This is a genomic window from Haliscomenobacter sp., from assembly GCF_965225875.1.
Classification (GTDB): domain Bacteria; phylum Bacteroidota; class Bacteroidia; order Chitinophagales; family Saprospiraceae; genus Haliscomenobacter.
In genome coordinates, this window is sequence record NZ_CBDDBS010000002.1 from 961,526 (window position 1) to 976,506 (window position 14,981).

Sequence of the window (14,981 nt, forward strand, 5' to 3'; positions counted from 1 at the left end):
GGCTCCGCATCGTGCCTAAAGATAAAAACGATCGGCCTGCCAAAACATAAAGTAGGGGCAGCCACTTAGGGCTGCCCCTACTTTATTCCACCAACACCTTTTTCACCCCTACCCCACTCTCCGTACGCAGCTCCAATAGGTACATTCCCGCTGGAACTTTGTTTACCGTCACTTGAAGCCGGTTCTCTCCAGACAGCACATCCACCTTTTTTTCCCACAATAAACGTCCTTGTACATCGCGAAAGCGAAGGATACTAGCGCCAGCCTCTTCCGCCTCATACACCAAAGTAAATACGCCCTGGTTGGGCTGGGGCACTATCTGCATCCGCATATCCAACCTGGTTACATCTTCCAAACCAGTAGCCGGGCTACACCCCGATCCCGCACCAATGATCCGACTCAACAGCGCGATGTAAGCCCCCTGATAATAAATGGCGGGCTCGCTGATTTCCCAGGAGTTTTCAGGCCAGCTGAAGTTCCAGTCTTTGTAACTCTTTTGTGGTGGCTGGGAAGCAGGTGGAGAAATGGTTTTCACCGAAAAATCCTTGTTTGGTCCGCCAGTCAGATAGCCCGGTGGTGGGCCTTTGGGCGAGGTCAGGGCATTGTCCCAATCCGACTTGTCTTTGTACCAATGGTGATACAGTTCGTTCACACATTTTTCACCTCCATACCCATACATGTTGCTGAGCATGATCATCGTCAATGGGTTCACCCCGTGCAGCCAATGGAGGTATTGCTCGGCTACCTCCTGATAAAGGGCATGCTGGGGGGTATTGATGCCAAAATGGATAAAATCCAGGTTGAGCAGCCCGGAATTGGAGCGGATGTTGTTGCTGCCCCAGTGGTGCGCCCAATCCTCCATGTATGCCCTGTAAAGGTCACTTCTGTTTTGATAGTTGTTGATCGAAAAAGCGTAATTCATGCCGGCCTTCTGGCTGCGGATTTTGCTGATCGCGGCCAAAGAAGCGTTGGGCATTCCGGCGTATTTGAGCAAGGCAAAACAAACGCCCATGTTATACGGGTGCCAATAATTTTCATTTACTGGCCGAATTTTGTCAAAGTGGGCATCGATGTGGGTTTTGTAAGCCGCGTTTCCCGTAGCTTCGAACAGGTAAATCGCAGCAGCTACCGCATTGCCCAATTGGCTACCTGCATCCCGATCGGCATCGCCGGAGGTGATGTTTTGGTCGTCGCAGGCGGTTTCAAAAGTGCTCAGGTTTTGGGTAGTCACCAGGGCTCTGGCCCAGGCTTTGACGGCACGGTCGATCAGGTCTTGGCCGTAAGCTTGCAGGGCGGGATCGGATAAGGATTTGTACACCTGCCCGGCGCAGGCGAAGATGGCCGCTCCGGTAATTGTAGCCGAAGTGCATTCCCCTACCCAGTAGCGTGGGCGGGTATCCAGACTGGGCAGCGCGGGCACTTCATTAAAATTGTCAACGCCCACCTTGATCATCAAACCATTGGTACCTGTGGCGTCTTGCATGCGTTTGAGCCAATCCAGTTCCCATTTGATTTCATCTAGTAAATCTGGGATCCCGTTGCCCGACTCTGGGATGTTGTAATTGTCTTTAAATACCTTCGGATTGAGTCGATAAGCCTCCAACATGTTGAGCAAGGGGTCAAAAGTAAAGGTGGTGTACTTGTTGGGGTCACCTGCATCAAACCAACCGCCACTCACGTCGCGGGCGGTGGCGGGGTTGCTTTTGTCGTAACGGCTCCGGGCGGCCTTGTCCTGATTGGGGCCGCCGTAACAGGCGCCATCCACCCATTTGGCATCCACATAGGGCGTGTTTTTGGCGAAGTTGATTCTTTGGTAAAAAAACATCCGCACCGCCTGGCGCAGTACTTCATCGTACACCTGATCGCCGATTTCAAAGCGAAAGGAACCGACCTGATTGGCCAAATCGTAGATGTAGTAGCTGCCGGGCGTGGTGACGGTGCTGAAGTCAAACCACCAGCCCCGGTCGCCGGATTGGCTATGGGTATTGCCATTGTTCCAGACCTGCAGGGTGCCACTGAACACGATCTGATCATTGTCCCAGCGGCGAACCTGGTATTGGTTGTTGCCAAGTCCGGGAGAAAACGTTTCGCTGGCATTGAAACCCGCCTGGGGGTCAGCGATGACGGCCATTTTTTTGGATTGGCAGAAGTAGCCGAATTGGTCCACTTTGATGAATTCGGTGGTTTTGACCGGGCCTGCCCAAAGGGAAAGGCTAGCGAAAAAAACAATTAGAGACAGGAAGCTGCGCATGGATTTGGGTTGAATAAATGAGGTGTCATGGTAGCTAAAGGCTAGATACCTGGCACAAAAAAATTGCAGCTAGTGGATTGTACGAGACAACAAGATACGCGCTTTTTAAAAGAAATGGAACTGATTTAAAAAATTGTTGCTTCGCTTCAAAACCGCACCACCACCCCCATCGAGGTCGTAAAATCCAAAGACTGCAACTCCAATCCCTGCACCGTATTCTGCGGCTTGGTCTGCCCAGTACGCGGATCGGCAGGTACAAAGGAATAGATGTACTGGCGGTACTTCACGTTTTGGTGGTTGAGCAAATTAAAGAAGCTGAGATTGGCCTGCACATTGGTTTTGCCGATGTGGAAAGAATAAGTCGTTGCCAGGTCGACACGGTGGTAGTCATCGAGGTAGGAAAGACGGCTTTCGGGAGTGATTGTACCCCGATCGGTCGGTGGTGTTTCGCTCAATTTGGACAAGTCGGTGTACGGGCGACCCGAAGCAAAAACATAAGCCAAGGAAAAATCAAATTTTTTCCAGTTGTATTGGTTGATCCATTTCAGTTGGTGGCGGCGGTCGTTGGGTGATGCAAACCACCTGCCATTCGCAATATTGGGAAAACTTTGGCTGCTTTTGCTCAAGGTATAAGCGATCCAGGTATCAAAATGGGGGAAGGATTTTTTAAGTAAAAGGTCTAAGCCTATTGTTTTTCCAGTACCCTGAAAGGTGGTGAATTTGTACTCAAAAGAATCGGGCAGTGCCACCAGGGTACGGGCGTGCTCCACCATGTTGTTGGTATTTTTGACATAAAACTCCGCATCCAGTTCAAAGCTACCTTTCCGGAAATTGGCACCCAGCATGGTATTGTGCGCGGTAGTCACTGGAAAACGTGGGTCCCCTTTGGCCAAAACCCAATAAGGATAAGAACGGCCGTAAATATCCTCGTGGAAAAACTGATATAAAAACTGCTGGTAAATACTCCAGGAAACCTTTAAACGAAACTCGTCCGATACTTTTACAAACACGCCAAGCCGCGGCGAGAGGTAATTGTTCTCATTGTAGCGGGTGCCGCGCAATCCAAAGCTGAAATTCAAGGTTGAATCCGCCAGATTAGCCTGGTATTCCCCATATAGCGATTGTTGTGTGCCACGGTCATCCAGGTCCAATGAAGCCAGTTTCCCATCCTTAAGATAGAGGGTAGACTTGTTGTCGATGCTTTCAAAACCAAACACCAGTTTTTGATTTGCCCGCAACTGCAATTCATTTTTCCAGTTGATGTCCAGGCCACTGATGTGGTTGTCGTGGTTGTTGGTAAATATAAAATTGGGCCGCAGTCGATTGCCAACTTGGAAGATCGATTTTTGGGAAAAATCCCGGCTGATGCCGTATTCTGAAAAGGCAATGTTTAGGTTGGAATTGAAGCGGGTGCTCCACCTTTGATTCAGTTGCAAACCAAAACCCTGATTGAACCAATCGGCTTCTTCATCGTAGGATTCGTTCAAGGTTTCTCTGCGGTTGTTGATGAGTTGAGTGCTTGTGCGGGTATAGGCATAAGCATATTTATCCGCTCCGCTGAAATAATTAAAATCAGCACTAAAACGAGCGGAAGGGCGCCAGCTTGCCTTGAGGTTGGCGTCAAAAAAACGCAATTCTGGCTTTTGGGATACCACTTCCCTTATGCTTGCCAAACTAGACCTTGCATCAAAAATACGGGTGTCTTTTACCTCAGAATTGAGCAAATTGAACAACTTGCTGTTGGCCAGATTTTGGTTGGTGATCCGCCCAGCCGCCATTACCCGAAATTGTTTTCCCAGCGGTACATCCAGTAAGACGCTGCTGGTCATGAGATTTACATCAGCGATGGCTAGTGCTTTCGTATCCCCCTGGTTGCGTTGAGCCGAGCGGATGTCTACCACCGAAGAAGTGCGGCCTCCATATTCTGCGGGGAAGGCATTTTTGTACACCTTCACCTCGTCGACCATGTGCGGGTTGACGATACTGAAAATGCCAAAATAGTGGGTCACATTGTACAAGGTGATGCCATCCAGGATGATCAGGTTTTCATCTCCACTACCTCCACGGATGTTCAGATCTGCTGAAAGGTCATCGTGGGCACTTACCCCGGGCAAGTATTGCAGGCTACGCATGACATCGGCACCGTTGACAAAAGACGGCAAACGTTGCAAGGCTGGGCCGTGCAACACCGTCGCGTCATCCAGCAACTTGTTGGATATGGCGGGCAAACGTGCGGTCACCGTCATTCCCTGAAGTTGTTCTATCTTCGGGGTGAGTCTTATTTTGAGGTCGAGTGGCTCGGTACCTGGGTTGATCCACGTTTTTCGGGTTTGATAGCCCAGGTACTGGACGGCTACTTCAGTAGTGGCAGTTCCGTCCTCCAGGGTAAGTTCAAAACGCCCATTTTCATCACTGATCACCCCATCGCCTTGACCACAAAGCACGTGGCCATAAGCCAGTGGCTGCTGCGTCCAGGCATCGATAAGGACGCCGTTGACTTTACGTGGTACTTTTATTTTCACTTCACTCACGCTGAGTTCGGATTCACTTAAGGCTTTGCGCACCAAAATTTGTCCGGTTCCGGTGATGTGATATTCCAATTCCAGCCCTGCCAACAACTGGCTTAACGCCGTTGATAAATCTTTGGCATTGATCCTTTTGGAAACGCGGATATTGGCTACTGTCAGGTTTTCGTAGGAGAATTTGAGGTTGTGCTTTTTGGCTAAAATATCGAATGCTTGTTCAAGTGGGGTATTTTGAAATTTTTCAACAAAGGCATAGGGCGACTGGCCCACCAAGGTGCAGGAGAAAAAGGAAAAGACAAGCCATACGACCAGCGTTTTGATGGGCATGGTTGTTTTTAGTTAAGGTTGAGAAAGTTGAAGCATTCCACTCTCGGTCACTGAGCGGAGTCGAAGTGCCAAGAGTGGAATGCTTCAACTTTCTCAACTCATTTTACAATAATCAGGTTTCCACGTACGCTCGTTTCCAATCTCAATGGCCAGCACACGTTGTATAAAGCAGAATCGAGGTTATTGCCCTCAAAATAAGTCGTCACTTTACGATTGGCGATCTCGGGTGAGGTTTGTACCCTCACCTCGAATTGCCGTTGGATTTCTTCGAATACTTCTTGCAGCGGAGCATCGTTGAAATAAAACTTGCCTTCTCGCCAGGCTGCAGTAGCCTGGGTATTCAGGGTATAAGGAGCTACCAAATCCCCATTTTCGTTGGTTTGGGTATTTAATCCTGGAGTTAAAATTTGCTCCCCTCTTGGATTGGACACCCTCACTTTACCCGTAACACAAGCTACCGCAAAAGAGTTGCCCCGTACCCGTACGTTGAAGCTGGTACCCAGCACTTCCACGGCACCTTTTGCTGTATTGACTACAAACCGGCGGCCTTTGGTGACTTTAAAAAAGGCTTCACCTTCCAATTCGATTTTGCGCGCCAAGCCCCAACGCAAGGGATGGTAACTCACCTTGCTAGCCGCATTGAGCACCACGCTGGAGCCATCGGGCAGTTGATGCGTTTTTTGTTCGGCGATGCCAGCGCTGATGCTGCGGGTAGGGTTGTAAAAAAAGGCTACCAGCAACAGGGTCACACAGGCCGCAGCGGCATAACTGAGCCAACGGCGCATGGGCCGAATTTTGGCGCCGCCACTGATTGGTACAATGGGGGTATCTTCAGCAACTGTTGCTTTTTCGGCAGTAGCAGCATCAATCCGGTTCCACAGGTTTTGCAACTGCAGGGCGCTAGGTTCCTCCTCCTGTACACGCAAAGCAGCGGCAAGCAGGCGGCCCTCCGCTACCTCAGTGGCTTTTTCCGGGTGCTCTTGCAGCCAGTTTTGCCAAAAAACGGCAGCTTCTTCATCTCCGGCCCTGACCCAGCGGATGAAGGAAGGTTCCTGGGCAAAGTCCAGGGAAGTGTAAGATGTAAAGGTTTCTGATTTCACATATTCAGGGTTTGGGTTTTTAACTCAATTCGGTCACTGAGCGAAGCCGAAGTGCAGGATTGAGTTAAAAACATTATTTGAACAACTCATCTAAATAAGCGCTTCTCGTCTGGTTCGTATAGCTCATTTTGCAAAGACCGAGTCCACTCTGCATCATACTGACACAAGCGCCATCGGTACGGGCGTCATCCAGGTGGGCGCGATTGAGCACGCAATGTCCCAATTCGTGAAAAACCACCATTTCTCGTTGTAGGGCACTGGCCGAATTCCAAAAGCTTTGATCCACGACCACTCTTTTGGTGCCGTTGGAGATCGTTTGACATTTGGCCGCAACATTGGCTTCTTCCAGTTCCATAAAAATCCCACTGTATTGGGTCATGTCCAGGTTTAGTCCTCGTGTTTGGGCTTCAACGGCAAAACTGTCAAACAAGGGTTGTAATGCAGTATCTACCGTAGCGATTTCGTCTTTGGTACAAGAAAAACTCGTGATTAACAATAATGACACTATAATGAGCTTGTGCATTGATTCCTGCTTTTACTGGGATAAGCCAGCGGGTTTTGTTTTGTACTCAGATCAAACCGAAAAAATTACACAACCAGACAATAAAAATCACCAAAAGGATTTGCCGTAAAGATTCAAGCGCACGATGCGACAAATTCCGGGCGGATTGATAGTTCAATTCCATGATCTCGCCAATCTGGTTGTAATCCATCTCGGCAAAATATTTCAGGTACAAAACTTCTCGTTGGCGTTCGCTGAGGGCAGCCATTGCTACTTTCAGTTTGGACTCGCGCTCTGCATCCATTTCGTTTTGAATCAAGAGTTGATCGATCCCAAAATCAGCCTGAAAATGGCGCTCTTCGGGTTCTTCGGAGGCGATTTTTTTCACTTGCCGATCCAGTGTTTTGACAATTTTACGGCGGAGGGAAACGAATAAATACTTGCGAATAGAATCGGTAGCTGAAATCCGTTGACGAGCATCCCACAGTTCAATAAACAAATCCTGAATGCAGTCTTCTACCAACTGAGCATCCGGCATAAACTTGCGGCCATATTTAAACAGTACCGCGGCATGGTCGCGGTAAATATGCTCCAGGGCCTGTTTGTCACCATCTTTTAATGCTTGCCAACGCTCTAAATCCGACATCTAGAAAAAAATTGAACAGGACGAATCCTGGTGAAAATTGAAAAACAAACGCATTTGAAAATCTTAATAGTGGGGCAAAAATAAGTTTTCATTTTCTCTGAGCCAAAGGATTAGCTGAGCCACTTGAAATGAACCGTTTGCTTGCACTAATCCTTTGGCAAAATGAAAACTTATTTTTTTATCGCCCCTGTGCTTTTATCTAGCCCACAATTTTTTAATTTTTTTTTCAAAAAAGTGAGTACAAGATAAAAAACCTCGGCTTACTAGTACAATCTAAGCATTCTTAACCCAAAAATTTCAAAAACCATGTTAAAGTCCATTTTACAAATCGGAGCGGTGTTTGCGCTGTTTGCCACAGTGTTATTCACAGCTTGCCAGAAAGAAGACCTTGTCGTAAGTGAAGATAACTTCACCCTTGGCGACCCTTTGCTGGGCCAGGGACCACGCGGTCCACGTGACACTACTCGTTGTTGTTTTGAGTTTGTTTTCCCGATCAGTGTAGAATTGCCCAATGGGGATACGCTGGTGATTGATGGTGAACGCCAACACAAAAACTTCATCGAACGTTGGAAAAACTCGAGCCTCAATGGCCGCCCTAAAATCATTTTCCCAATTGAAGTAACCCTTGCTGATGGTTCAAACACTACGCTTAACAGCCCTGAAGAGTTGAAAAAACTGATTGAATCTTGTTTACCAGATCGTCCTAGTCTAAAGCCTTGCTACAAGGTAATCTTCCCTGTGCAAGTAAAATTGCCCAACGACAGCACCATTACGATAAATAGCGCCGATGCATTTGCGGCACTGTTGAAAAGATGGCGTGACAAACACCCCAATGCGGACAGACACCCACAAATTGTCATCCCTTATCAGGTAGAAAAAGCGGATGGAACCATTGTGCGGATAAGCGGAGCTGACGATTTGCGGAAAATTCTGGCGGAATGTAAGCCAGGCCCCGATCGCCCTAGTTTAGGCCATGATCCCCGCCCTTGTTTCCGCATCGTTTTCCCAGACACCATTCAGCACCCTGATGGTAGTACTGCAATAGCACAGGATGCCGAGGATTTTGCCAAACAAGCACTGGCCTGGCGTAGAGCACACCCTGCGGCTAATGGTGCAACGATTGTAAAAATACCTTTTGGTATAGTGTATCGCGACAGTACCACGGCAGTGATCGCCTCTGCGGAAGACCTGCGTAAAGCCAATGCAAAATGTGGCATTGATCCCACTCCATGCTTTGATGTGATTTTCCCAGCCAAAGTAAAACTGCCTAGTGGTGTGGTGGTAGAAATCCGCAGTGCTGATGCTTTCCGCGATTTGATCGAACGTTGGGTGAAAAACAACCCATTGTCTACTGATCGACCAGAGTTGGTATTCCCTTATCGGGTGAAAACCAAAAATGGCAGAACGGTGGTGCTAAACGACAAAGAAGACTTGCGCAAGCTTTTGGCCAATTGTAAATAATCCCAAAAACCAATTGTAAAACAAGATCCCCAGTTTATCCAATTTGACACATATTGAGCTTGAATGTATATGGGCCGCCGAAGCTATTTCGGTGGCTCTTTTTTATTTTAGGGGCAATAAAAAAATAAGTGTTTCATTTTGCCAAAGGATTAGATAAGTAAACGGTTCATTTTAAGTTTCTTATCTAATCCTTTGGCTCAAAAAAAATGAACACTTATTTTTGCCCCACTACTTAGCCCATTTTTATTTACCTTTCCTTGCACACAGAAGAACCATGCAAGCCGAATTTGAATACCTTCAACAACTCGCTCAACAATACCACCAATTCTCCGAAGACCCAGCGCAATTGTATGCCCACCTGGGGCAACTGGATCAGCTAAGGGTGCAAAATTTGCTCGTGAAATACCAGCAGCTCCCCTTCCAGCCCATCCAGCTTTTACGCATGGAATGCCTGCGGCAACTGGCGGAACAGCAAAAAATTGATGCAGCAAAAGTTGAAGAGATCAAACAACGCATTCGGCAAAAAAACCGCAGCTACTTTGCTCATCTGGATACGGACACCCTGGATCAACTCGACGTGTACCCTTTGGGCAATCGCGACCCTTTTCAAGGTTACCAAAAGCCGTTCAGCATCTTTTTACCCTTGCTTTTTGAAGGTGAGGTTCAAAAGCAAACCCGGGCCTTTCTAGAAAAGCTTGGCCAACAACTCATTGCTGATTTGCATTTGAAAAAATACGCGGTGAAAATTAGCGATTTTCGCTCCAGTTCCCCCTTTGGAAGCAGTACGGCGAGTGTGAGTATCCACCTGGATATTCCCCAGGGGCACTTAAAATCCAATCAATTTTTGTTAAAAATTGGCCAAATCAGCACTGCGGGCAAAATGGCTCCTGCAAAACTGAACCCGGATAAAATGGTGGAAAACCAGCTTTGGGTGGTGCAATCCTATGCCGAAACCAAGACCATTTTTGAAAAAATAAAAGCCGAAGTCCTTGAGTTCAATGATAAGATATTGAACCTGGTGCCTGATCAAGCAAAGGGTAAAAGCAGTGTAACTTATCCCAATACCGAAGATTTAGGTTCGGCGGTAGTGCGTGAACCTGAAGAACCTGCTTTTGTACCCCGCTATCGCTACGAGGACGACCCCGATCGCCCCTTCATCCCTACCGAGCAATTTGTGCGCCTGATGCATTTGTTGAAGCGCAAACGCAACGTCATTTTGCAAGGGCCACCGGGAGTGGGCAAAACCTTTTTAGCCACCAAACTGGCCTATGGCTTGATGGGATTTAAAAACAGTGCTCAAATTCAGCGGCTTCAATTTCACCAATCCTACAGCTACGAGGATTTTGTACAAGGTTTGCGACCTGCCCCAAACGGTGGGTTTGAGTTGCGCAATGGGGTCTTTTACCAATTGTGTCAAGTGGCCCATGAACATCCAGACAAGGCTTATTTTTTGATCATCGATGAAATCAACCGCGGCAACCTGAGTAAAATTTTGGGCGAATTACTCCAACTGATCGAAGCCGATAAACGCAGCGAAACCTACGCCGTGCGCCTCACCTACAGTAGGGCCACTGATCCCGATTTTTTTGTCCCTCCCAATTTGTACCTGATCGGCACCATGAATACTGCCGACCGTTCACTGGCCATCATCGATTACGCCTTGCGGCGGCGTTTTGCTTTCATCGACATTGAACCTTGTTATGATCAAAGTTTTGTTGAGCATTTGCAGAAGCAAGGGATTTCGGCGACTCTGGCCCAGTTTATTGCCCAACAAATCCCCAAATTAAATGAGGAAATCGCCCGAGACCCCAACCTTGGCAAGGATTTTCGGCTGGGGCACAGCTATTTTTGCACCTACAATCCGGCATTGGACGAATGGCAATGGTACCAGGATTTGTTGCGCTACGAGATCCGGCCCATGCTGGAAGAAATGTGGTTTGACCAGCCGGAGCGGGTGGATAAAATTTTCCATAATCTGGAAATTGCCCGGCCATGATCCCGATACAAAACCTCTACTACCTCCTGTGTTACGCATGGAATACCCTGGACGAGGCTGAGCGGGTCAACATCCAAATCGAACAATTCAAAAACCTGCCGGATTTGTTTGCTAAAGTGTTGATCAATGGCCTACGGGTATTGTTCAAGCGTGGTTTGGATCATGATTATGAGGAACATGAGCAGGTGGTAGAAGGCATCAAAGGGAAACTAAATTTGAGCGCCACCCTAAAAACTCATCAACTCTGGCATCGGCGCAGCATCTGCCAGTTTGACGAATACAGCGCGGATACGCCCGGCAATCAAATTCTGGCAGCTACGGTCCAACATTTGTTGCAAACGCCGGCCGTGGATAAAAGCCTCAAAGCCGAGTTGCAACAATTGCAGCGGATGTTTCCGCCCATGAAGCGAATCGCCCTGACACCTCGTGCTTTTCAACAAGTGCAACTGCGGCGTGATCAACGCTTGTATCATTTCCTGCTACACATATGCCGCATTGTGGCGGAGAATTTGCTGCCCACCGAAAGTGTTGGCCAGTTCAAATTTGTCGATTTCCGCCGCGATGACCGCAAAATGAACCGCGTCTTTGAATCTTTCCTCTTTCGTTTTTACCAAAAAGAACAGCAGGAGTATTGGGTACGCCGCGAGCAAATTCGCTGGCAGTGGGAAGCCACGCAGGATCCCCAGCATTTGAATTACCTGCCCATTATGGAAACGGATGTTACCTTGGAAAGTACAAACCGAAAAATCATTATCGACGCCAAATATTATCGGCAGCCACTAGGTGGGAGTCGTTTTGAGGTGGATAAACTGTTTTCCACCAACCTCTACCAATTGTACAGCTACTTACTCAATCAGGAGCAACGCGACGAACGCTCGCGGGTGGCAACTGGAATGCTCGTTTACCCACAAACAGATCAGCCCATCAGGCTAGATTACCGTTTTGGAACCCACGATATTTTGATTCGCAGTGTGAATCTGAATGCGCACTGGCGGGAGATTCACGAGGAGTTGTTGGGATTGATAAAAGTTGAGGAGTTGAGGGGTTGAGAAGTTGAGGCTACCGCGAGCGATTCTGACAAGGTCACGTCTAAGTCGCTTGCGGTAGCCTCAACTTCTCAACCCCTCAACTCCTAAACTTCCTCATAGTTCCAATTCCAAATTCAATTTCGCCGACTGCAATTCCGCCAAGGCATGTTGATCACTGGTAGCTTTGGCCACCTCAATGCCTTTTTCATAGGTCGAAACCGCTTCCAACAAGGCTTCCTGACGCTCGTACAATTTGGCGAGGTGGTAAAAAACACCAACGTAATGTGGGTCTTTTTCCAGCACTTGCTGGTAGTAATGCAATGCCTCGGAGTCATCCGCTTGTCCTTCGTACTCTTTGGCCAACGCAAACAGTACAAAAGTATCTGCCGGATCGGACTCCTGCATTTCCAACAGTTGAAGTAAACGATTACTGGACATAAACACTGATTTGTTATTAGGGTGAACTTTTTGCCCCTTAAAAAAGTTACAAAAGAGAATCTAGCGAAAATTCGCTAAATTAGTTTCAGCTTTGCTAGCGAAATCCATATCTTTGCCAAAGCTAAAATAAAGCTAAAATAAAACTTCATTTTTGCCAAAAATACGTATTCGATGAAAATACTGGTCTGCGTGAGCAAAACGCCCGACACCACCACCAAAATCGCTTTTAACGCCAGCAACACCGAGCTGGACGGCAATGGGGTACAGTACATCATGAACCCCTACGATGAGTGGTATGCCCTGGTACGCGCACTTGAACTAAAGGAAGCCCTGGGCGGAACCGTTACCCTGATCAATGTTGGCCCTGCCGACAACGACCAGGTCATCCGCAAAGGTTTGGCCATTGGTGCCGACGATGCCGTACGCATCGACATGAACCCGCCCAGTGCCCTGAATGTGGCCTTCCAAATTGCAGAACATGCCCGTGCCGAAAGTTACGACCTGATTCTCTTGGGCAAAGAAACCATCGATTACAATGGCTCCGAAATTGGTGCCATGATCGCGGAATACCTGGACTTGCCTTTCGTTTCTTATGCGACCAAGTTAGATACCAGCGATGGAAAAACGGCAACGATCCAGCGCGACATCGAAGGTGGTGTAGAAGAGGTTGAAGTAGATACTCCTTTTGTGGTGAGTGCTGCCAAAGGCCTGGCCGAACAGCGCATCCCCAACATGAAAGGCATCATGATGGCCAAATCCAAGGCGCTGAAAGTAGTGACTCCTGCTGCGTTTGAAGACAAGGCAGTGACGGTACAATACACCTTGCCGCCAGCCAAGTCGGCAGTAAAAATGATTGCCCCCGAAAACATGGAAGAGTTGGTGAAACTCCTGCATGAGGAAGCGAAAGTAATTTAATTTCCAGTTGAGAAGTTGAGGAGTTGAGAAGTTGAGAGTCGCAGTGGTCTAAGTAACTGCGGTAGCCTAAACTTCTCAACTTCTCAACTTCTCAACCCTATAAAATAACAACTATGGTTCTCGTATTTGCTGAAAGCCAAAAAGGAAATTTCAAAAAAACCGCCTTCGAAGCGGTGACTTACGGATATAAAACCGCTCAGGTGCTTGGCACTGAATGTGTGGCGCTGGCCCTGGGCACGGCACACAATGCGGCTGATCTAGGATTGTACGGCGCAAGCAAGGTATTGCACGTTGCCGATGCGGCACTCGATCAATTTGATAGCCAGGTTTACGCCAAGGTTATCGCCGAAGCAAGCCAACAGGTGGGTGCCAAGGTAATTGTGCTAAGCCACTCCTCCACCGGAAAGTCGATCCACGGTCGTTTGGCGGCACGTTTGAGCGCTGGTTCGGTAGCTGGCGTCAACAGCATTCCAACTGTGGATGGTGGTTTCAAAGTTAAAAAAGGCGTTTTCTCTGGCAAAGCCATTGCCGAATATGAAATCAAATCGGATGTGAAGGTGTTGTCGGTAATGGGCAACTCCCTGCAACCTGCGGTAGTAGGTAGTGCGGCTCCGGTTGAAGCCCTGGCAATTGCCGTACCGGCCAGCCGCGTAAAGGTGAAATCGGTGAGCCGGATCGAAGGTATTGTGCCATTGCCCGAAGCTGAACTGGTGGTATCCGCAGGTCGGGGTATGAAAGGCCCGGAAAACTGGGGCATCGTGGAAGACCTGGCCAATGTGCTGGGCGCTACCACCGCTTGCTCTCGCCCGGTTGCTGACGTACACTGGCGTCCTCACCACGAACACGTGGGCCAAACTGGAATCGCCATTCGTCCCAACCTCTATATCGCCATCGGCATTTCCGGTGCCATCCAGCACCTCGCCGGGGTCAACAACTCCAAAACCATCGTAGTCATCAACAAAGACCCCGAAGCTCCATTCTTCAAGGCTGCAGACTACGGTGTGGTAGGCGACCTTTTTGAGGTGGTGCCAAAGTTGACGGAGGCGTTTAAGAAGTTTAAAGCAGCGGAATAAATGATGAATGATAAGTGATGAATGATGAATTGACGGACAACTCATCATTCATCACTCATCATTTATCACTATTTAAAACGCCCCACACCATCCTCGGCGACCTCCCGCCCATTCTCACCATTTTTACCCACAACAGGGTCATGTGCTCCAAGTGCAGGGCCTGACTTAATGCACCCGTGTCGAGGGTTTCGAAGCCTAAATCAGTATTAAGCTGGGTAACTTGGGCTTTCGCGTTGGCATCATTCCCACAAATAAACATGGCGGGTTTTACATTGTACTCAGGAAAGTTGCTGTTCTCCAGGTTCTCATAGCCGTAGATCGTATAGGCTTTGACGACATGGGCATCCGGTGCCAATTCCTGAACGACTTCCGCACCTGAACGTTCACTTTTGAGGCCGTGCGAAACGCCAGGGCCAACCGGGTTGGTGCAATCCACCAGGGTTTTCCCCTTGAATTGCAATCCACTCAGTAGTTCCGAGACCACCTTGAAAGGGGTAGCCACAAAAACTATATCTGCTGAGTCAATTGCCATTTGCAGGGGCTGAACCAGCCAATGGGGGTTCTGGGCCAGTGCTTCACGGACGCTATCCGAGTTTCCATCGGGATGGGCGATGATGATTTGGTGACCGAGGTGTTGTAGTCGATTGGCGAGGGCAAAACCTACGTTGCCGATGCCGATGAATGCGAGGGTCATATGCTAAGTCTTTTAAACCGAATGA

Annotated in this window: 12 protein-coding genes; 5 read left to right on the forward strand and 7 right to left on the reverse strand. The window is 48.4% G+C overall.

Annotated elements, in window-relative coordinates:
• Nucleotides 1–82: 82 nt before the first annotated feature.
• From ACO08K_RS06835 to ACO08K_RS06855, 5 genes are all read right to left on the reverse strand, one after another.
• Complete coding sequence (locus ACO08K_RS06835; RefSeq protein ID WP_421795642.1) at nt 83–2,251, reverse strand: glycoside hydrolase family 9 protein; 2,169 nt, start codon at nt 2,249–2,251, stop codon at nt 83–85.
• Nucleotides 2,252–2,397: 146 nt separating this feature from the next.
• Entirely contained in the window at nt 2,398–5,103 is a 2,706-nt protein-coding gene (locus ACO08K_RS06840; RefSeq protein WP_421795643.1) for a TonB-dependent receptor plug domain-containing protein, read from the reverse strand.
• A 98-nt stretch (nt 5,104–5,201) separates the two neighbouring features.
• The gene (locus ACO08K_RS06845) at nt 5,202–6,203 is read right to left on the reverse strand and encodes a FecR domain-containing protein (RefSeq protein WP_421795644.1); all 1,002 of its coding nucleotides are present in this window, start codon (nt 6,201–6,203) and stop codon (nt 5,202–5,204) included.
• A gap of 73 nt (nt 6,204–6,276) precedes the next feature.
• Nucleotides 6,277–6,726, reverse strand: coding sequence for a hypothetical protein (locus ACO08K_RS06850; RefSeq protein WP_421795645.1), 450 nt, complete (start codon nt 6,724–6,726; stop codon nt 6,277–6,279).
• Between the two features lie 46 nt (nt 6,727–6,772).
• Entirely contained in the window at nt 6,773–7,351 is a 579-nt protein-coding gene (locus ACO08K_RS06855) for an RNA polymerase sigma factor (RefSeq protein ID WP_421795646.1), read from the reverse strand.
• A gap of 306 nt (nt 7,352–7,657) precedes the next feature.
• On the opposite strand from ACO08K_RS06855, the gene ACO08K_RS06860 reads away from it, so the two are divergent.
• The 3 genes from ACO08K_RS06860 to mcrC all read left to right on the forward strand — a co-directional run bounded on the left by ACO08K_RS06860 (nt 7,658) and on the right by mcrC (nt 11,857).
• On the forward strand, nt 7,658–8,812 hold the full coding sequence (locus ACO08K_RS06860; protein ID WP_421795647.1) for a hypothetical protein: 1,155 nt from the start codon (nt 7,658–7,660) through the stop codon (nt 8,810–8,812).
• A 274-nt stretch (nt 8,813–9,086) separates the two neighbouring features.
• Nucleotides 9,087–10,808, forward strand: a complete 1,722-nt coding sequence (locus tag ACO08K_RS06865) for an AAA family ATPase (protein WP_421795648.1) — start codon at nt 9,087–9,089, stop codon at nt 10,806–10,808.
• Complete coding sequence (gene mcrC, locus ACO08K_RS06870; protein ID WP_421795649.1) at nt 10,805–11,857, forward strand: 5-methylcytosine-specific restriction endonuclease system specificity protein McrC; 1,053 nt, start codon at nt 10,805–10,807, stop codon at nt 11,855–11,857. The genes ACO08K_RS06865 and mcrC overlap by 4 nt, the downstream gene beginning before the upstream one ends.
• A 93-nt stretch (nt 11,858–11,950) precedes the next feature.
• Here the strand turns inward: mcrC and ACO08K_RS06875 are convergent, their stop codons facing one another.
• A complete protein-coding gene (locus ACO08K_RS06875; protein ID WP_421795650.1) occupies nt 11,951–12,274 on the reverse strand; it encodes a tetratricopeptide repeat protein in 324 nt (107 codons plus the stop codon).
• 171 nt (nt 12,275–12,445) lie between these two features.
• Here ACO08K_RS06875 and ACO08K_RS06880 point away from each other — a divergent pair, with 171 nt between their 5' ends.
• Both ACO08K_RS06880 and ACO08K_RS06885 read left to right on the forward strand, forming a co-directional pair.
• Nucleotides 12,446–13,189: an electron transfer flavoprotein subunit beta/FixA family protein gene (locus ACO08K_RS06880; protein WP_421795651.1), complete on the forward strand. Its 744-nt coding sequence runs from the start codon at nt 12,446–12,448 to the stop codon at nt 13,187–13,189.
• Between the two features lie 113 nt (nt 13,190–13,302).
• Complete coding sequence (locus ACO08K_RS06885; protein WP_421795652.1) at nt 13,303–14,262, forward strand: electron transfer flavoprotein subunit alpha/FixB family protein; 960 nt, start codon at nt 13,303–13,305, stop codon at nt 14,260–14,262.
• A gap of 58 nt (nt 14,263–14,320) precedes the next feature.
• Here ACO08K_RS06885 and ACO08K_RS06890 read toward each other — a convergent pair whose 3' ends face one another.
• The gene (locus tag ACO08K_RS06890; protein ID WP_421795653.1) at nt 14,321–14,956 is read right to left on the reverse strand and encodes an NADPH-dependent F420 reductase; all 636 of its coding nucleotides are present in this window, start codon (nt 14,954–14,956) and stop codon (nt 14,321–14,323) included.
• Nucleotides 14,957–14,981 lie beyond the last annotated feature (25 nt).